General features: G+C 66.9%; 15 protein-coding genes. 3 read left to right on the forward strand and 12 right to left on the reverse strand.

The annotated features are described in order from the left end of the window. Positions 1-41 precede the first annotated feature (41 nt). From SOM28_RS04045 to SOM28_RS04055, 3 genes are all read right to left on the reverse strand, one after another. Entirely contained in the window at positions 42-2,291 is a 2,250-nt protein-coding gene (locus tag SOM28_RS04045; protein WP_320467293.1) for a TonB-dependent receptor, read from the reverse strand. A gap of 257 nt (positions 2,292-2,548) precedes the next feature. Further along, the gene (locus SOM28_RS04050; RefSeq protein WP_320467294.1) at positions 2,549-4,162 is read right to left on the reverse strand and encodes a methyl-accepting chemotaxis protein; all 1,614 of its coding nucleotides are present in this window, start codon (positions 4,160-4,162) and stop codon (positions 2,549-2,551) included. 208 nt (positions 4,163-4,370) lie between these two features. Beyond that, positions 4,371-5,969 (reverse strand): methyl-accepting chemotaxis protein, encoded by a 1,599-nt coding sequence (locus tag SOM28_RS04055; RefSeq protein WP_320467295.1) that lies wholly within the window; start codon positions 5,967-5,969, stop codon positions 4,371-4,373. A 275-nt stretch (positions 5,970-6,244) separates the two neighbouring features. Here SOM28_RS04055 and SOM28_RS04060 point away from each other — a divergent pair, with 275 nt between their 5' ends. After that, positions 6,245-6,607: a hypothetical protein gene (locus SOM28_RS04060; protein WP_320467296.1), complete on the forward strand. Its 363-nt coding sequence runs from the start codon at positions 6,245-6,247 to the stop codon at positions 6,605-6,607. 92 nt (positions 6,608-6,699) lie between these two features. Next, positions 6,700-7,344, forward strand: coding sequence for a TetR/AcrR family transcriptional regulator (locus tag SOM28_RS04065; RefSeq protein WP_320467297.1), 645 nt, complete (start codon positions 6,700-6,702; stop codon positions 7,342-7,344). A 36-nt stretch (positions 7,345-7,380) separates the two neighbouring features. On the opposite strand, the gene lpdA is transcribed toward SOM28_RS04065, so the two are convergent. From lpdA to SOM28_RS04085, 4 genes are read right to left on the reverse strand one after another with little or no spacing between them, the layout of a single operon-like run. After that, positions 7,381-8,775: a dihydrolipoyl dehydrogenase gene (gene lpdA, locus SOM28_RS04070; RefSeq protein WP_320467298.1), complete on the reverse strand. Its 1,395-nt coding sequence runs from the start codon at positions 8,773-8,775 to the stop codon at positions 7,381-7,383. A gap of 4 nt (positions 8,776-8,779) precedes the next feature. Then, positions 8,780-10,120 (reverse strand): dihydrolipoamide acetyltransferase family protein, encoded by a 1,341-nt coding sequence (locus tag SOM28_RS04075; RefSeq protein WP_123071819.1) that lies wholly within the window; start codon positions 10,118-10,120, stop codon positions 8,780-8,782. Positions 10,121-10,124: 4 nt separating this feature from the next. After that, positions 10,125-11,135, reverse strand: coding sequence for an alpha-ketoacid dehydrogenase subunit beta (locus SOM28_RS04080; protein ID WP_320467321.1), 1,011 nt, complete (start codon positions 11,133-11,135; stop codon positions 10,125-10,127). 37 nt (positions 11,136-11,172) lie between these two features. Further along, a complete protein-coding gene (locus tag SOM28_RS04085; protein ID WP_147935464.1) occupies positions 11,173-12,405 on the reverse strand; it encodes a 3-methyl-2-oxobutanoate dehydrogenase (2-methylpropanoyl-transferring) subunit alpha in 1,233 nt (410 codons plus the stop codon). 404 nt (positions 12,406-12,809) lie between these two features. Here SOM28_RS04085 and SOM28_RS04090 point away from each other — a divergent pair, with 404 nt between their 5' ends. Then, positions 12,810-14,108, forward strand: a complete 1,299-nt coding sequence (locus SOM28_RS04090; RefSeq protein ID WP_320467299.1) for a S41 family peptidase — start codon at positions 12,810-12,812, stop codon at positions 14,106-14,108. Here SOM28_RS04090 and SOM28_RS04095 read toward each other — a convergent pair. From SOM28_RS04095 to SOM28_RS04115, 5 genes are all read right to left on the reverse strand, one after another. Further along, on the reverse strand, positions 14,105-15,457 hold the full coding sequence (locus tag SOM28_RS04095) for an amino acid permease (RefSeq protein WP_123071822.1): 1,353 nt from the start codon (positions 15,455-15,457) through the stop codon (positions 14,105-14,107). The genes SOM28_RS04090 and SOM28_RS04095 overlap by 4 nt on opposite strands. Before the next feature lie 245 nt (positions 15,458-15,702). Beyond that, a complete protein-coding gene (locus SOM28_RS04100) occupies positions 15,703-16,404 on the reverse strand; it encodes an MBL fold metallo-hydrolase (protein ID WP_123071823.1) in 702 nt (233 codons plus the stop codon). A 41-nt stretch (positions 16,405-16,445) separates the two neighbouring features. After that, positions 16,446-17,267 carry a TlpA disulfide reductase family protein gene (locus SOM28_RS04105; protein WP_320467300.1) on the reverse strand — a complete coding sequence of 274 codons (822 nt, stop codon included), beginning with the start codon at positions 17,265-17,267 and terminating at the stop codon, positions 16,446-16,448. Between the two features lie 55 nt (positions 17,268-17,322). Next, positions 17,323-18,075 carry an SDR family NAD(P)-dependent oxidoreductase gene (locus SOM28_RS04110; RefSeq protein WP_320467301.1) on the reverse strand — a complete coding sequence of 251 codons (753 nt, stop codon included), beginning with the start codon at positions 18,073-18,075 and terminating at the stop codon, positions 17,323-17,325. Positions 18,076-18,205: 130 nt separating this feature from the next. Then, a complete protein-coding gene (locus SOM28_RS04115) occupies positions 18,206-19,531 on the reverse strand; it encodes a hemolysin family protein (protein WP_320467302.1) in 1,326 nt (441 codons plus the stop codon). Positions 19,532-19,595 lie beyond the last annotated feature (64 nt).

The following is a 19,595-nucleotide window of genomic DNA, read 5'->3' on the forward strand; positions in this document are numbered from 1 at the left end:
TCCTGCTACGGCGGTGGGTATCGTAAGAATGCAGCTCCGGATCAGAAGCGCAGGTCCAGGCGCAGGTCGGCGGTGCGCGGCGCGGTCGGCGTGGCCATGCCGAAGCTGTCGATCAGCGATGGCCGCACCGAGCTCTCGAGATTGCGCACGCGCGCAAGCAGGCTCCAGTTCGCCGCCGCCGGCTGGTAGCGCAGGGTGGCGTCGGTCGTGGTGTGCGCCGGGATGCGGTATTCCAGCAGGTTGCTCGGGATCGTGATCGCGTAATCGGCGCTGCGGCGCGAGAACACACCGGCGTGCAGCTGCCCGTCCAGCACGTGGAAGCGGTGCTCGTAGCCCAGGGTATAGACGTGGCTCGGCGCGCGATCCAGCTTGCGGCCGGCCCAGGACACGCTGGCGTTCGGGTTATAGGCCGCGTAATGGGCGTCGAGGAAGGTGGCGCCGTAGCGCAGCCGGCCGTTGGCGCCGACCCGCAGCTCGCCCTCCAGCTCCAGGCCGCGCGAGCGGGCCTGGCCGGCATTGCGCGTCAACAGGCGCGGGGCGCCCGAGACGATCGCATTGCTGCTCAGCTGCAGGTTGGTGTAGTCGTAATAGAAGGCGGCGGCATTGAAGCTCAGGCGCCCATCCAGCAGGCGCGACTTCAGGCCAGCCTCCCAGGCGCGCAACTCCTCGGGCTGGTAATACAGGTAATCCTGTTCGACCGCGGCGGCGGCAGGGCAGGCGACGCCGCCAATCTCGGCGCCGGCCACGCAGCCGTCATTGAAGCCGCCGGCCTTGTAACCGGTCGCCAGGCTGCCGTACAGCAGCGTACCCGGGGCCAGGTCATATTCGGCGCCCAGGCGCCAGGTGGTGCGCGAGGTGGACAGCTCGGCGGCGTTCGGCAGGCGGCGGTCGGTGGCCGGATTGAACACCGGTCCTTGCTGGAAGTCGGTCGAACCGACGCGGTCCTTGTCGTCCTCGGTGCGGCGCGCGCCAGCCGTTAGGCGCAGCCCGTCCAGCACGCGCCAGGTCAGCTGGCCGAAGACTGCCTTACTTTGCGCCTGGGTGTGCAGCGGGAACGAGTAATACGGCGGCAGGCCAACCGGCTGCAGGCCCTGGAAGGCGTACGAGGTGTTGGAGTCTTCGCTGAAGTAGTACAGGCCGGCCTGTGCGCTGAGCGGACCGCTGCCATTCGTGGCGATGCGCAGCTCGTGCGAATCCTGCTCGTTGTGGCCGTCGTAGTTGTTGACCACGCCGAGGGCCAGGGTCGGGGCCACGCGGTAGTAATAATTCTGGCGGATCGCCTGGTCCAGCTTGCGGTGCGAGCCCAGGTAATACACGGTGGCCGGGCCCAGGTCCCAGCTCAGGTCGGCCGACAGGCCGCGCGCGCGGCGGTCGTGCCAGCCCTGCACCGGCGTCATGTTCGGCGGCCGGAAGCTGTTGGTCAGGCGCTCGTCGGTGGTGCTGTCGCGCCAGACCGGGCGGCCGCTGGCCACGCCGGTGAAGAAGTTGGTGTCGGGGACGATGCGGTCGTTATTTCCCTCGGTCTCGCCGTGGTCGTAGCGCACCACCAGCGTGGAGTCGCGGTTCAGCTTGAGCTTCGCGGAGAGGCGCGCATCGCGTTCGTCGCGGTCCATGCCCGGACGGTGCGGCGTGCCCTGGCCGTTCTTCAGGAACGGGTCCTGGCGCAGCTGGCTGATGGCGGCGCGCAGCGACAGCGCCTCGTTGACGGGGACGTTGATCACACCGTCGACCTTGCGTCGGCCATAGGTGCCCATCTCCAGGCCGAGCGCGCCTTCGAGCAGGTCGGTCGGGGCGTTCGAGATCACGTTGACCAGGCCGGCGGTGGTATTGCGGCCGTACAGCGTGCCTTGCGGGCCGCGCAGCACTTCGATACGGTCGACGTCGAGCAGGTTGGCGCTCTGGCCGGCCGGACGCGCGATATAGACGCCGTCGAGCATGAAGGCGGCCGATGGGTCGCCCTTGTCGGTGGTGTCGTTATTGCTGATGCCGCGGATCGTCACGCGCAGGCCCGAGAAGGCCTGGTCGATGTGCACGTTCGGCAGGCGCGGGCCGATGTCGGCCGGACTGATGGCGCCGAGGTCGCGCAGCTGCTCGCCGCTGACGACGCTGAGCGCGACCGGCGTGCGCGAGGCCAGTGTGGCGGTACGCTGGGCGGTGACGACGACTTCGGGCAGCGCCGTGCCGTCAACCTGGGTGGAGGGAAGCTGCTGGGCGTGGGCGATGCTGCAGACGATACCGGATACCGCCGCCACCAGCAGCTTCTGCGCTGGGCGGACTTGCATTGCTTTCATGTAGACGACTCCTGTGTAGACCGATGCTTACCCGTCCTGGGTAGAACATCCTCTTATTGTTCTTTTTAGCAAATAAAATTGCGTCAGAGGATGCAAAGTCTGCCAGTCTAGCAGCTCATGTCTACAGGCAATAGTCTGCAGTAAAGTTATTGAACAAAGTGCGACCAGATTGCAACGCTTGCGCGCTGCTTTCTGGTCGAACTGTTAACGCAGGTGACGCTGTTAACTTGCGTTAAACCCATCGCCAGTAGCCGGCATCAGGCCGTCAATGCGGGATGCATGGCGGGCGCCGTGCGGCGCGCGGTTGCTGGCCCGGCGGCGCCGTGTTCCAGCCGGAAGGTGCCGACCACGGCAGACAGTTGCGCCGCCTGGTCGCGCATCGCATCGGCAGCGGCCGCCGCTTCCTCGACCAGGGCCGCATTCTGCTGGGTCACGCGGTCCATCTCGACGATGGCGGTATTGACCTGCTCGATGCCGGCGCTCTGCTCTTCGCTGGCGGTGGCGATCTCGCCCATGATCACGGTCACCTGCTCGATGCTGTGGACGATCTGCTCCATGGTGGCGCCGGCGCGCGCCACCTGCTGCGTGCCTTGCTGGACCTGGCCGACCGAGTCGGCGATCAGGCTCTTGATTTCCTTGGCCGCCGCGGCCGAGCGGTGGGCCAGGGTGCGCACTTCTCCGGCGACGACCGCGAAGCCGCGGCCCTGCTCACCGGCGCGGGCCGCTTCGACCGCCGCGTTCAGGGCCAGGATATTGGTCTGGAAGGCGATGCCGTCGATCACGCCGATGATGTCGACGATGCGCTGCGAGGCGGCGTCGATGCGGCCCATGGTGCCAACCACGTCGGCCACCATGCGGCCGCCTTCGCCGGCCACGCCGGCGGCGGTGGCGGCGAGGCCGTTGGCGCGCCGCGCATGCTCGGTGTTCTGGCGCACGGTCGAAGTGAGCTCTTCCATCGAGGCCGCGGTTTCTTCCAGCGAGCCGGCCTGCTGTTCGGTCCGACTCGACAGGTCCTGGTTGCCGCTGGCGATCTCACCGGATGCGACCGAGATGGTGGCGGTGCCGTCGCGCACCTGGCCGACGATGGCCGCCAGGTTGCCGTTCATGCGCGCCAGCGCCGACATCAGCTGGCCGACCTCGTCGCCGCGCTCGAGCGCCTGGCGGCTGAACTGGCTGGTCAGGTCGCCGCCGGCCACGCGCTCGGCCACGTCGACCGCCTGGCGCAGCGGCGCCGTGATCGAGCGGCTGATGAACCAGGCGCAGGCGGCGCCCAGCAGCAGGGCCGCGCCGCCCAGCGTGAACAGGATTACGCGGGTGCTGGCGTAGGACGCCAGGATCGACTGGGCCACGCCGTCGGTGGCGGTGATCTGCATATTGGCGAACCTGTCGACCGTGGCCAGATAGGACACGGTGCGCGGGCTCAGCTGATTACGGTAGATGTCGTCGAGCCGGGCGCGGTTGTCTTCGCGCTTGGCCTGGAACAGGGCGTCGCGCGCGGCCATATAGCCGATGCGTTCTTCCTTGACGAGCTTGAACTGTTCGCGCACGCCGGGGTTGCGCAGGGATCCCTCAATCTCCTTCTGCAGCACGTTGGAACGGCTGGTGATCGCCTGGCGCTTGGGACCGACCACCTCGAGGATGCCGGCGTCGGGAGCGTAATAGACGGTTTCGTTGATGGCGCTGTTGATTTCGATGTTGCGACGCCACTCGGCGACGCTGCGTTGGTTCTTGATGCTGGTATTGACCAGGCGGTCGGTCAGGTCCGCCGCCGACTGCATGCGCGTCAGGGCGGTGGCGCTCATGGCGAGCAAGAGTACGAGAACAATGGCAAAGCCGAGGCCCAGGCGGGCGCCGATATTCAGTTTTTTCACGAGGGTAGTTTCCAGTCTGCTTGGTGACTGCAGGCTGGCCGCGGGCGCGGCCGGACCGGCAGGCGCCGCGCGCGGCGCCATATCGAAGACCCCTAGTATAACCCGCAAAACCGGCAATGCAATTGCCTTGCGGCAAATTTGCAACATGCGTAGTACTACGCATTTTGCAATTCGCCGTGGCGGCAGGCCGCCGCCGTGGGCCGAGCCGTCAGGCCGGCAGGGCGACGCGTACCGGCCGTCGCTGCGGCTTAGCCCCGGCGGCATCGCCATTCCCAAGGCGGAACGTGCCGACCACGGCGGACAGTTGCCCGGCCTGCTCACGCATCGCGTCGGCGGCGGCCGCCGCCTGCTCGACCAGCGCCGCGTTCTGTTGGGTCACCCGGTCCATCTCGGCGATGGCGGTATTGACCTGCTCGATGCCGGCGCTTTGCTCTTCGCTGGCGGCGGCGATCTCGCCCATGATCACCGTGACCTGGCGGATACCGTCCACGATCTGTCCCATGGTGGCGCCGGCGCGCGCCACCTGCTGCGTGCCTTGCTGGACCTGGTTCACCGAATCGTCGATCAAGGTCTTGATTTCCTTGGCCGCCGCTGCGGAGCGGTGGGCCAGGGTGCGCACCTCGCCGGCGACGACCGCGAAGCCGCGGCCCTGCTCGCCGGCGCGTGCTGCCTCGACCGCCGCGTTCAGGGCCAGGATATTGGTCTGGAAAGCGATGCCGTCGATGACGCCGATGATGTCGACGATGCGCTGCGACGAGGCGTCGATGCGGCCCATGGTGCCGACCACCTCATCGACCATCTTGCCGCCTTCGCCGGCCACGCCGGCCGCGCTGGCCGCCAGGCCGTTGGCGCGGCGTGCATGCTCCGTGTTCTGGCGCACGGTGGACGTGAGTTCTTCCATCGAGGCCGCGGTTTCCTCGAGCGAGCCGGCCTGCTGCTCGGTGCGGCTCGACAGGTCCTGGTTGCCGCTGGCGATTTCGCCGGACGCCTGCGCGATCGCCGCGCTGCCGTCGCGCACCTGGCCGACGATGGTGGCCAGGTTGGCGTTCATGCGGCCCAGCGCCTCCATCAGCTGCGCCACCTCGTCGCGGCCCTGCGCTTCGACCCGGCTGCCCAGGTCGCCGTCGGCCACGCGCTCGGCCACCTCGACCGCATGGCGCAGCGGCGCGGTGATCGAGCGGGTGATGAACCAGGCGAAGCCGGCGCCAAGGGCGACGGCGGCCACGGCGAGCACCAGCAGGATGATGCGCGTCTCGGCGTAGGATTTCAGGATGGTGGTGCCGACGCCGGCGGTGGCGGTACCCTGGCGCTTGGCGAATTCCGTCAGCGCAGCCTCGAAGGCGTGGGCACGCGGGACGAACTGCACGTTATAAGCCTGATCGAGGCGGGCCGGATCGCCCGCCAGCTTGGCCTCGAGCACGGCGTCGCGCGCGCCGTCATAGGCGCCGCGCAGTTCCTTGGCGCGGTCCAGGAACACGCGTACCTTCGCGTTGAGCAGGTTGGCGTCGACGTCGGCTTGCAAGGCGTCGGCTTGGCGCACGTTGGCGCGCAGGCGCGGTTCGAGTTGCGCGACCACGCCGGCGCTGCCCGCATGATAGATGGTGCCGATCATGGCGTCGTTTACCTCGACCAGCTTGCGCCATTCCGAGGTCGTGAACTGGTTCTTGGTGCTGGTATTGACCAGGCGATAAGTCAGGTCACCTGCGGTTTGCATGCGGGTGAGGGAGGTGGCCGCCATGGCCAGCAGCAGGGCAAGGACGACGGCAAAGGCGAGCCCGAGGCGGGCGCCAATTTTTAGATTCTTCACTGGATAGTCTTTCTTGGTTGGCGGCGCGGCCGTCAGCTCGCGAAGAGCGAGACAGAGGCGGGGCCGCTGCATAACATGCGTCAATCGAGATGCGCAAACCGATAGTGTATCTCAATAATCATAATCATGTTGCTGCGCAGCAAAAATGCGTTCCGAATCGTCATCGGCATCGCCGGGCACGCCAAGTCCTACAGGACGCGAGGCCGTCCGCCTATTGCCGTCATACGCCGGACGGCTAAGATGGGTCCCACGTTACTGAACATGAGGAGATCGCCATGTCGACGCACAACGAAGGCAAGGATGTGAAGGGCCGTAGCTGGGATCAAGTGACCAACGGCACCACTAGCGCGGCAACCATGGGCGCCGGTGCGACCGGCGAGGTGGGAGCCAGCGCCGAGAGCAAGGATCCGGCCCAGCGCCCCAGTGATGGCGCAATGCAGCAAAGCGGCCAGGGAAGCGCGGCCGGTCGCACTGACGACCTGCTGGCCGGCGGCTCGAACGACGAGCAGTCGGACCGGGGTTTCCAGGGTGGCGGCAACCGCCAGTCGGGTGCCGGCGAACATCGACAGAATGCGACAGGCGCGACCGATGCCGACGACGACGAGTACGATCAGGGCACCGTGCGCCGCCAGCCTTAGGTAGAGGGACGCGCAGGCCGTTCAACCGGGTGAGCAAACCGACATTCATCACATTTTGATAACCAACGGAAAGTTGTGTCAAAATGTGGGGGATGAACCAAGAGCTTTCCACTACGTCCACACTCTCGCGCTCGTATCGCGGCCAGTCGCAAGAGCAGCGCCGCGCCGAGCGCCGCAGCCGCCTGATCGCGGGCGCCATCGCCGTCTACGGCGAGCGCGGCTATCATCAGGCGACGGTAAAGGCGGTCTGCGAGGCGGCCGGCCTGACTGAACGTTATTTCTACGAGTCTTTCGCCAATAGCGAGGCGCTGCTGATCGATTCCTACAATGCCGTCACCTATGGCGTGCTGGGCGAAATCCTGCGCGCGGGCGAGGCGGCCGGGCGCGGCCAGGTGGCGCGCTCGCGCGCGATGCTGCACGCGTATTTCGCGGCCCTGCAGCGCGAGCCGCAGTCGGCGCGTGTGTTCCTGGTCGAGATCCGTGGCGTGAGCCGCGCCGTCGACCAGGCCTTCGACGCCTCCCTGCGCGCCATCGGGCGCGAAGTCGCGCGCGTGACTGGGTCCGCCGCCTCGGACGATGAACTGCTGCAGGCGGGGGTGATCGGGGGCGTGATCCACATTGCCCTGCGCTGGATCGAGGATGGTTACCAGCCGCCGATCGGGCGCGCGGTCGAGTCGGCGCTGCGCCTGGGCACGGCGCTGGCCGCACCGCCGCGCACGCGCGCCCCACCGGTTTGAACTGGAACGCCGCCCCGGATGGGGCGGCGTTTCTGCTTAGATGTGCAGGGCGTGACCCAGCGCGCGCAGCGCGGCTTCCTGCACCGCCTCGCCCAGGGTCGGGTGGGCGTGGATCGTGCGGGCGACGTCTTCCAGCTGGGCGCCCAGCTCGATCGACTGGGTAAAGCCTGCCGCCAGTTCCGATACGCCGACACCGACCGCCTGCCAGCCAAGGATCAGGTGGTTGTCCTTGCGCGCGACCACGCGCACGAAGCCGTCCGTACTTTCGATCGTCATCGCACGGCCGTTAGCGCTGAACGGGAAGTTGGCGCTCATGGCATCGATGCCGGCGGCAGCCGCCTCGGATGGCGACATACCGGCCACCACGATCTCGGGATCGGTGTAGCACACCGCCGGAATCGCCGCCGGCTGGAACCAGCGGCGCTTGCCGGCGATGATCTCGGCCACCATCTCGCCCTGGGCCATGGCGCGGTGGGCCAGCATCGGCTCGCCCGTGAGGTCGCCGATCGCCCACACATTGCGCATCGAGGTGCGGCATTGCTCGTCGACCTTGATCGCGCGGCCCGCCATGTCGAGCATCAGGTTTTCCAGGCCCCAGCCGGTGGTTGCCGGCTTGCGGCCGACGGCCACCAGCACCTTGTCGGCTTCGAGGTAGGCCTCGACGCCGGAAGCGTCGCGCACCTTGACCTGTTCACCTTCCATGCCCAGGACCGACGTGGCCAGGCGCAGCTCGATGCCGAGGCGTTCGAGCGACTTGGCCACCGGCTTGACCAGCTCGGCGTCATAGGCTGGCAGGATACGCTCCGCCGCCTCGACCACCGTTACCTGGCTGCCCAGCTTGCGGTAGGCCGTGCCCAGCTCCAGGCCGATGTAGCCGGCGCCGACCACCACCAGGCGCCGCGGCACGCTGTCCTGCGACAGGGCCTCGGTCGACGAGATCACCGGTCCGCCGAAGGGCATAAAGGGCAGCTCGACGGCCTGCGAACCGCTGGCCAGCAGCAGGTGTTCGCAACGGATGCGCACCGTTTCCTGGCCGTCGGCCTCGACTTCGACCGTCTTGCCGTCCAGGACTCGCGCCCAGCCGTGCACCACGCGCACGCCCTGTTTCTTGAGCAGGGCGCCGACGCCGCCGGTCAGGCGCTTGACAATGCCGTCCTTCCAGGCCACGGTGCGCGCCAGGTCGATTCTCGGGCTGTCGACGCTGATGCCCAGCGGCGACTCCTGGGCCGCATAGGTTGCGGCCTTGTGGTACTCGTCGGCCGCATGGATCAGCGCCTTCGACGGGATGCAGCCGATGTTCAGGCAGGTGCCGCCGGGATTCGCGCCCTCGACCACGATGGCCGGGATGCCCAGCTGGCCGGCGCGGATGCCGGCCACGTAGCCGCCGGGGCCGCCGCCGATGATGAGCAGTGTGGTATTGATCGTCTCCATCGGCTCACTCCACGAACAGGGTTGCAGGGAATTCGAGGTAGCCCCGGATCGCCTGCACGAACTGGGCCGCCACCATGCCGTCGATCACGCGGTGGTCGAACGAGGACGACAGGTTCATCATCTTGCGCGCGACCATGGCGCCATCCCTGATTACTGGACGGTCGACGATGCGGTTGACGCCGACAATGGCGACTTCCGGGCGGTTGATCACCGGCGTGGTGACGATGCCGCCCAGCGCGCCGAGGCTGGTAATGGTAATGGTGGAGCCGGTCAGTTCGTCGCGCGTGGCCTTGCCAGTGCGTGCGGCGTCGGCCAGGCGCGAAATCTCGGCCGCGCTCGACCACGGGTCGCGCGATTCGGCATGGCGCACCACCGGCACCATCAGGCCGTTGTCGGTCTGGGCTGCGATGCCGATATGGGCCGCGTCATAGGTGGTGAGCAGGTTCTTGTCGTCGTCGTAGCGCGCGCTCATCATCGGATAGCTGCGCAGGGCCAGCACCACGGCGCGCATCAGCAGCGGCAGCAGGGTCAGCTTGCCGCGCTCTGCGCCGTAGCGTGCATTCAGTTGGATGCGCAGCGCCTCGAGTTCGGTGACGTCGACTTCTTCCACATAGGTGAAGTGCGGGATGTTGCGCTTGGCTTCCTGCATCTTCTCGGCGATCTTGCGGCGCAGGCCGATCACTTGCGTCGCATGTTCTCCATGCTGCTCGGCGTAGCGCTCGTCGGGGCCGCCATTGGCCGCGCCGCCACGATGACCGGCCACGTGCGCGTCCAGGTCGGCGTGGGTGATGCGGCCCGCCGGGCCGCTGCCGGCCACGAACTGCAGCTCGACGCCCAGGTCCCAGGCGCGCTGGCGCACGGCCGGCGGGGCCAGCGGTTTTTCGCCTTCGGCGCGCAACTGGGGCGCGCTCTTCGACACTGGCGCCGGACGTGCGGTCGGCGCCGGCCGGGAGGCAGGGGCGGGGGCAGGAGCTACTGCGGATGCTTCATTGGCCGCCACGGCTGCGAGCTGCGGCTCGGCGACTTCTTCGGCCGGCGCGGTGGCGGCGGCCGTCTTGACCGGTTCCTGGCTGGCTGCACCCTTGTCCTTCAGGTTGCCGGCGCCTGCGACTTCGAGGCGGATCAGTTCCGCGCCGACGGCCAGCGACTGGCCGATCGCGCCGCCGAGGCTCGTGATGGTGCCCGCGACCGGCGACGGGATCTCGACCGTCGCCTTGTCGGTCATGACGTCGGCCAGCACCTGGTCTTCCTTGACGACGTCGCCCGGTTGAACGTGCCAGGCGACGACCTCGACCTCGGCGATGCCTTCGCCGAGGTCAGGCATCTTGATAACGTGAATACCCATTGAATCAACCCTCCATCACGCGTTTCAGGGCCGCGCCGACACGGTCGGGCCCCGGGAAATAAGCCCATTCCTGCGCATGCGGATACGGGGTGTCCCAGCCGGCGACGCGCCCGATCGGCGCTTCCAGCTGGTAGAAGCAGTGTTCCTGCACCAGCGCCGCCAGTTCGGCGCCGAAGCCGCTGGTCTGCGTCGCCTCGTGCACGATCACGCAGCGGCCGGTCTTCTTGACCGAGTCGACGATGGTGTCGAGGTCGAGCGGCCAGATGCTGCGCAGGTCGATCACTTCGGCATCGACGCCCGATTCGCGCGCCGCCGCTTCGGCGACCCAGACCATGGTGCCGTAGGCCAGCACGGTGACGTCGTTGCCGGGGCGGACGATGGCAGCTTTATCCAGGTCGACGGTGTAGTAACCCGTTGGGACGTCGCCCTTCGGATGGCCGGACCATGGCACGACCGGACGGTCGTGGTGGCCATCGAACGGCCCGTTGTACAGGCGCTTGGGTTCCAGGAAGATCACCGGATCGTCGTTCTCGATCGAGGCGATCAGGAGGCCCTTGGCGTCGTAGGGGTTCGAGGGCATCACGGTGCGCAGGCCGCACACGTGGGTGAAGAATGCTTCGGGACTCTGGCTGTGGGTCTGGCCGCCGTAGATGCCGCCGCCGCAAGGCATGCGGATCACCATCGACGCGGTGAATTCGCCGGCCGAGCGGTAGCGCAGGCGAGCCGCCTCGGACACAATCTGGTCGGTCGCCGGATAAAAATAGTCGGCGAACTGGATCTCGACCACGGGGCGCAGGCCATAGGCGGCCATGCCGACCGCGGTGCCGACGATGCCGCCTTCCGAGATCGGCGCGTCGAACACGCGCGACTTGCCGTACTTCGCCTGCAGGCCGTCGGTGACGCGGAACACGCCGCCAAAGTAGCCGACGTCCTGCCCATACACCACGACGTTGCCGTCGCGTTCCATCATCACGTCCATGGCCGAACGTAGTGCCTGGATCATGGTCATCGGCATCGTTGCGATGTCCTTCGGTTGATCGTCTCGTGCCATCTTATACTCCCAACTGCTGACGCTGACGGCGCAGGTGCTCCGGCATGTCTTTATAAACGTCTTCGAACATGGTCGCGGCGCTCGGCGCGCGCTCGTCGCCCAGGGTGCCGTAGCTTTCGGCCTCCTTCTGCGCGGCCAGCACTTCGGCTTCGAGTTCGGCCTGCACGGCCTCGTGTTCGGCATCCGACCACCAGCCCAGATTGCTCAGGTACTGGCGCAGGCGGGCGATCGGATCGCCCAGCGGGAAGCGGGCGTAATCGTCGGCCGGGCGGTAGCGCGAAGGATCGTCCGAGGTCGAGTGCGGGCCGGCGCGGTAGGTGACCCATTCGATCAGGGTCGGACCGAGGTTGCTGCGGGCGCGTTCGGCGGCCCAGCGCGAGGCCGACAGCACGGCCAAAAAGTCATTGCCGTCCACGCGCAGCGAGGCGATGCCGCTGCCGATGCCGCGGGTGGCGAAGGTCACGCTCTCGCCGCCGGCGAGCGCCTGGAAGCTCGAGATCGCCCACTGGTTATTGACCACGTTGAGGATGACCGGCGCGCGGTACACATGGGCAAAGGTGAGGGCGGTCGAGAAATCGGATTCCGCGGTGGCGCCGTCGCCGATCCAGGCCGATGCGATCTTGGTGTCGCCCTTGATCGCGGAGGCCATGGCCCAGCCCACGGCTTGCGGGTACTGGGTGGCAAGGTTGCCCGAAATGGTAAAGAAGCCGGCCTCGCGCACCGAGTACATCACTGGCAACTGGCGGCCCTTGAGCGGATCGCGCTCATTGGACAGCAGCTGGCAGATCATGTCGACCAGCGGCACCTGGCGCGCCATCAGCAGGCTTTGCTGGCGGTAGGTCGGGAAATTCATGTCGCCGTCCTGCAGCGCGAGGGCGTGGGCGGTGCCGATCGCCTCTTCGCCGAGCGAGATCATGTAGAACGACATCTTCTTCTGGCGCTGGGCGATCACCATGCGCGCATCGAAGATGCGGGTCTTCATCATGGTGCGCAGGCCGAAGCGCAGCAGTTCGCGGTCGGGCTCCTCGGCCCAGGGGCCGACGGCATTGCCGTGCTCGTCGAGCACGCGGATCAGTTGTTGGGCGATGTCGCTTGTCTCCAATGGAGCGACATCGATCGGTGGACGCCGGACCGAACCGGCAGCGCTCACCTGGAGAAACGAAAAATCAGTCTTGCAGCCCGGGCGGCCGGTAGGCTCCGGTACGTGCAGCGACAGAGGATTGCTCTGGCTCATATATATGCTTTCCCTTTTGAGGTGTTTTGCAGCAAGAGGCATCATAGACCCTTAGTTGACGTTTACGTCAACTGCGCGAAACTATTTTCATATTGCTTTGCAACATAGCAAGCCGTCATTTTTTGCTATTGAGGTAGGGGTTGCCTGGATTGGCGCGAGGCAGGCTGCTTATGCGGCATGGGTGCGCCGCACAGCGCCGGGTGTAGCGATGACAATAGAGCATCGAGCGGGCGAGTCGTTGGGCTTGGCTAAACGGACGCGAGGACGTACGTGGCTGGGCGGCGTTTGGCCGCATTCGTCGCGTGATAGTGCATTTCGTCGCAAATACCATGCCGTCCAGCAAGTGTGGCGCTAGCATTCATTGGTAATGGATGAGCTAACCGGCAAGACTATCGAAAGCACGCATGCATCGACGACTATTGTCCACGAGTTCCCGACTTCGCCCGGTGCTGGCGACGTTCTTCTTCCTTGTTTGTGCGTCGGCGACGGCGGCAGATGGCGTGGCGCAGCCCATCAGCGCGGCGCAGTTTCGCGAAGATATCGCCTTCGTCCGCGCCATGATCGCGCGCATGCACCCGGATCCCGGTTTCTCGTCCGATCCGCCGGCCGTGCACCGCGCGCTCGACCGGATCGCGCACGAGGCGCCGCCCACGCTCACGCGCGACGAAGCGTGGCAACGGCTTGCGTCGATCAATCCGCTGCTCGCGGATGGTCACTTCCTGATCGGCTATCCGGACTGGCGCAAGGAAACGCGTGCGTGGCTGGGGGAGGGCGGCGGCCTGTTTCCAATCGAAGTAAACATCGATCCGGATGGCGCGCTCTATCTGTCTGCAACGCCGATCCGCGTGGTCTCCGTCAATGGCGTGGCCGCAGCGGAACTCGTGTCGACTCTGTCGTCCATGGTGCACGGCGATACGGCTCGCTTCCGAGCGAACCTGCTGGGCCAGCGCTGGTGGCTGTACTACTGGAAGACGTTTGGCACTCCCGACGCTTACGAACTGGTGCTGGAAGAGGAGGGCTTGCGGCGCACGGTCACCATGCCCGCACGACGGACGCTGCCGCGCGTCCTGGAACAGGAGGCGCGGCAACCCTTCGATCTCGCCATAGGCCCGGATGGTCGTGCGGTGCTGACGGTCGACACTTTCAATATGGCCGATCCCGCGCCATTCCTGGCGTTTACGCGCGACGCGTTTACCCGCATCCGCGCCCAGGGCGTGACCAGCCTGGTGATCGACATCAGCAAGAACGGTGGAGGGGACGATGTGGTGTGGCTGGACGGCTTGATGCCCTATCTGGCGACGCAGCCCTACCGGACCGGCTCGACCTACCGCGGCCTGGCGCGGGCCCCGGCGGGCGCACCGGCCAAGCCCATGCAGGGCGAGATTGCGACCTGGCGCCAACCCCAGCCGGAAAACCCGCTGCGCTACGCGGGTAGAACCTATGTGCGGATCGGTCCCGGCACGTATTCGTCCGCCATCCTGTTCGCCAATGTGATGCACGATTTCGGCTTTGCCACCCTGGTCGGCGCGGGCGGCGCCGCCAGGCGGACGCAATCGGGAGGCATAGGCGACGTGGTGCTGCCGCATAGCGGCCTGGCGCTGACGCTGCCGCGCTTCATCCTCGAGCCGCCTTCCGGTCGTGCGCCGGAGTCGCTTCTCGACGGGGATGCGGCAGAAGGAGATGCTGCAGGTCGGGGCAACTAGCGGGTCTTGCGCCGCTCGCGCAGCCAGTAGCCCAGGCCAAGGACCGCCAGCCATACCGGAATCAGGAATACCGAGATGCGCAGGCCGGGCGTAAGCAGCATCACGACCAGCAGCAGGGCGACGAATCCCAGGCATACGTAATTCGACAGCGGGAACCAGGGGCTGCGGAAGGCGGTCGTCGCGCCAAGCGCCTCCTTGCTGCGGCGAAAGCGCAGGTGGCTCCACGAAATCATGGCCCAGTTCAGGACCAGGGCGGTCGTGGCCAGCGTCATCACCATGCCGAGCGCTTCGCGCGGCAGGAAATAATTGATCACGATCGCCGAAGCCGTTGCCACCGCCGATACGCCCAGTGCCACCAGCGGCACGCCGCGCCGGTTGGTGTATTTCAGCGAAGCCGGTGCATTGCCCTGTTCGGCCAGGCCGAACAGCATGCGGCTGTTGGCGTAGACGCAGCCGTTATACACCGACAGCGCGGCGGTCAGCACGACGAGGTTGAGGACGTTGGCGACCCAGCCGCTGTCGAGCGCCTGGAAGATCAGCACGAAGGGGCTGCCGCCGGTGACGACCTTCTGCCACGGGTACAGCATCAGGAGCACGGCCAGCGCGCCGATGTAGAAAATCAGGATCCGGTACAGGGCGTTATTGGTGGCGCGCGGGATCGTGCGCGCCGGGTCGTCGGCTTCGGCGGCGGTGATGCCGATCAGTTCCAGGCCGCCGAACGAAAACATGATCACCGCCATCGCCATCGCGAGGCCGGCCACGCCGTTCGGGAAGAAGCCGCCGTGCTGCCACAGATTGGCCACGCCCGCCTCAGGGCCGGCGCCACCGCCGATCAGCAGGTAGAGGCCGAACACGATCATGCCGACCACCGCGACCACCTTGATCACGGCGAACCAGAATTCCATCTCGCCGAAGGCCTTCACGTTGAGCAGGCTGATGCAGTTGACCAGTACGAAGAAGCCGAGGGCCGAGACCCAGGTCGGCAGGTCCGGGAACCAGTACTGCATATAGATGCCGAGCGCGGTCAGCTCGGCCAGGCTGACCAGGATGTACATCACCCAGTAATTCCAGCCCGAGGCGAAGCCGGCCCAGCGGCCGCAATACTTGTCGGCGAAGTGGCTGAACGAGCCGGCCACCGGCTCGTCGACGATCATCTCACCGAGTTGGCGCATGATCAGGAAGGCGACCGCCCCGGCGATCGCATAGCCCAGCAGCACCGAGGGGCCGGCCATCTGGATGGTGGAAGCGATGCCGAGGAACAGGCCGGTGCCGATGGCGCCGCCGAGGGCGATCAGCTGGATGTGGCGGTTCTTGAGCCCGCGCTTGAGTTCGTTGTGCCCGTCGGCCATGGTCCGTCTCTTGGTCTTGCCAGAAAGACAGGGATTCTACTGCATCCTTTGGGTCAGGCAAACCTGCGCCGCAAGATAGGGGCTCAGGCTATGCTGGTGACAACGGCATGTCGCCGACCACCATTGAGGAGAAATTATGCGCAAGATGATCATGATGGCCCTGGCAGGCCTGATCTGGAAACAGTTTCAAACGAAGGTCATGAAGCGTCCACCAGCGCCCAAGCGCACCTGGCGCTACTAATCTTTCACACGCTGTGCGGCAGGCCGAGATTGCGGTTTGCCGGCACGGCGACATCCATCATCCGAGGGCGCGGCAGGTCGAGCGCTGCCATCAGCGCAACGAAATCCTCGCGGCTGCGATTGGCCAGGCGCGCATTGTGGCGCCGCTCCCAGCCAATGGTCGATACCGACTGCCCCTTGTAGTCGTGGCCCGGCCACACCCGCACATGGTCGTCGAGGGTGAACAGCTTGCGGGTGACGCTGTCGTACAGGCTGTCCGAGCTTCCGCTCTGGAAGTCGGTGCGGCCGCAGCCATCGATCAACAGGGTATCGCCCGTAAACAGGTTGCCGCGCCACAGATAGCACATGCTGCCTGCCGTGTGGCCGGGCGTGTGGATCACCGCGATGTGCTCGTGCAGGCCGAAGCGGATCTGGTCGCCGTCCTGCAACTGCACTTCGGCCGGCGGGATGTCGCAGCCGCTCGGCACGCAGGCCTTCGCCCCCGTATGCTCACGCAGACGGCCGGCCGAGGTCACGTGGTCGGCATGGGCATGGGTTTCCAGTACGTGGGTCAGGCGCAAGCCGAGGCGCTCGATATGGGCCAGGTCGCGCGTGAAATGGCGGTCGACCGGGTCGATGATGACGGCGTCGTAGCTGCCCGGGGCGGCCAGGATATACGTAAACGTCGACGATTCGGCGTCGAACAGCTGGATCGGGTTGACTTGCATAGACATCTCCTCGGTTGCCGCGATGTTGTACCACAAGTCGCTCACGGCGGGTAGCCAACTCTTTGCAGGCTCGCCAGCTTGTCCCTCAGCGTCGCTTCCGACAGCTCGCCGACGTGACGCAGCCGCAGCTTGCCGTCGGCGTCATAGAACAGGGTAGTGGGATAACCGGCCGCGCCGGTGCGCGCCGCGAGCTGGCCGGCTGGATCGATCACGACGTTCTGCAGGCGCAGCTGCTGGGTCGCCAGGAAGCGCCGCACCACCGCGCCCGATTCGCCCTGGTTGACGAACACGAAGCCGATGTCCGGATTGGCCGCCTGCGCCGCCTGCATGGCGGGCATCTCGCGCCGGCACGGCGGACACCAGGTGGCCCACAGGTTGACCACCAGCGGACGTCCCCCCAGGCTGCGCAGCGCCACCTCGCTGCCATCGAGCTGGCGCACCATCAGGTCGGGCAAGGGCGGCCGCGGCGGCGCCAACGCCTGGGCCGCCAGCAGGCCGCCGATCCACACCGCGCCGCCGGCCAGCACGCTGGCCAGCAGCGGGCGGCGCAATTCGGCGCGGCGCCGCGTCAGTTCGGCGCCGATCACGCAGGCGACGATCAGGCCGGCCACCGGCTCGAAGCCGCCGTCGCGGATGTCCAGCGCGCTCCATGGCGCCTTGACGTAGATGTCGTGGTGCTTGAGCACGAACACGGCGCGCGCGGCGACGAAGCCCGCCACGATCATCCGCCACATCACGGTGCCGGCGTCGAAGCCGCGCCGGCGGCGCAGCCAGTCGGCCGTGGTGGTCGCCGCCAGCAGGGCCAGCACGACCAGCACGGCCGACAGCGGAATGATGAGGGGGCCAAGCCTGACGACGTCCATGCTGCTCCTTGTGCGATCCAAAGCACAAGTATACGCGCTGGCCTTGCGCGGCGTGCTAGCTGATGTTCAGGCCACCGTCCACCGCCAGCACCTGGCCGGTAATCCAGCCGCCCATCGCGCCGGCCAGGGCCACGATTGCCGCGGCGACGTCGTCCGGCGCGCCGCGCCGGCCCAGCGGAATGCGCGCGGCTTCGTCGGCCTTGACGGCCTGGATCTGCTCCGGCGTAAGTCCCATCCGCTCGGCCAGGAAGTCGGTCTCGGTCGGTCCGGCGGCGATCGCGTTGACGCGGATGCCGCGCGGCGCCAGTTCCAGCGCCCAGCAGCGCGTCAGGTGTTCCACCGCGGCCTTGCTGGCGCCGTAGTGGGACAGCAGGCCGCCGGCCTTGTGGCCGAAGGTGGACGACAGGTTGAGAATGAGGCCTTGCGCCGCCTCCAGGTGCGGCAGTGCGGCGCGCGCCAGTAGCGACGGGCCGATGACGTTGACCTCGAAGATGTCGCGAATCTGCACGGCTTCGGCGTCCGCCAGGGGCAGGATGGCGCCAGCCCCGGCATTGTTGACCAGGACGTCGAGACGGCCGTGGCGCTCGATGACGGCGGCGATCGTGCGCGGCGCGTCCTCGGCCTTGCCGGCGTCCGCCACCACGTAGCTGATCCCTGGATGTTCGGCGGCGAGCGCCTGGAGCGGCGCCTCGCGCCGGCCGGTGACGACGACGCGCGCGCCGCCCTGTGCAAACTGTAGCGCCGCTGCGCGGCCGATGCCGGCTGCGCCGCCGGTGATCAAGACAACGATATCCTTCTTGTGTTGCATGGTGCCTGCTCCTGCTGGGTTGGATGCGTGACCGCCCACGATCGTTCGTGGGCCTCACATCCAACCAGACGAGCCAGGAGCGGCAGGTGTGACATCGCGGCGCCTTTCTCTCTCCTTAGCGGGAGGAAGATCAGGCCTCTTCGGCGAGCGGCTGCGGCGCGGGCAAGCGGTCAACCAGGATGCGGTCGATGCGGTTGCCGTCCATGTCGACCACCTCGATCCGATAGCCACCCCATTCGAAGAATTCCGAGGTCTTGGGGATGTAGCCGAACTGGTACAGCACGAAGCCGGCCAGCGTGTGGTACGCCCCGGTCCCTTCGTCGGGGAAGCGCACGTCGGTATTCATCAGGTCGCGGAAGCGGTCGAGGTCGACGCCGCCGTCGAGCAGCCAGCTGCCGTCCTGGCGCTGGACCGCATCGGGATCGTTCTCTTCGCCGATCACGGTGACGTCGCCCACCAGGGCGCTCATCACGTCGGACAGGGTGACCATGCCCTGGATGTCGCCGTACTCGTCGACGATCAGGGCCAGTTCGGCGCGGTTCTTCTTGAACAGCTCGAGCAGCACCATCGCGCTCACGGTCTCGGGCACGAACAGGATGTCGGAGACGGCATGCTCGATATTGACCGCCTCGAGCGAGCCATGGCGCACCGATTGCGCCAGCAGGTCGCGCACCTTCACGTAACCGAGGATCTGGGCGCGGTCGCCGCGGTACACGGGGAAGCGGCTGTAGGTGTGGCAGCTGATCAGTTCCAGGGTGCTGCGCCGCTCGGCGTCGAGGTCGATCATGACCAGGTCGACCCGTGGCGTCATGAGGGCCTTCAGGTGGCGGTCGTCCAGGCGCAGCGCGCGCGAGACGATGTCGTACTCGGTCTTCTCGAACAGGCCGGCGTCGGTGCCTTCCTTGAACATGCCGGCGATGTCTTCCTCTGTCGGCGCGTCTTCCTTGGCGTCGTGGATGCCGAACAGGCGCACGATCGCCTCGGTGGTGAGCGACAGCACCTTGACGAACGGCGACATGACCACCGACAGCATGTTCAGGGGCGGGGCGATCAGGGTCGCCATCGTCTCCGGATGGCGCATCGCGATGCGCTTGGGGACCAGTTCGCCCAGGACGATCGAGACGAAGGTAATCCCCAGCACCACCACGAACAGTGCGATCTCGTAGGCGTAGGGCGCCAGGAAGCCGACGGTCTCGATCTGCGGCGTCAGGCGCGACACCAGCGAGGCTTCGCCGAAGGCGCCGGTGAAGATGCCGATCAGGGTGATGCCCACCTGGACGGTGGACAGGAAATGGCTGGGATTGTCGGCCAGCGCGATCGCGGCGCGGGCGCCGCGGCTGCCTTCTTCGGCGCGCCGTTCCAGGCGCATGCGCTTGGCCGAGACGAGCGCGAGTTCGCTCATCGCGAACACCCCGTTCAACAGGATCAGAACGAGGATGATCAATATATCTGACATGCTGGGCTTGTGCCCCATGACCGGTCGTGCCGGGCCGTGGCCGGGCAGGCCACGATGGCCTGCC

This window comes from Massilia sp. CFBP9026, from assembly GCF_034045165.1.
Lineage (GTDB): Bacteria > Pseudomonadota > Gammaproteobacteria > Burkholderiales > Burkholderiaceae_D > Telluria > Telluria arenae.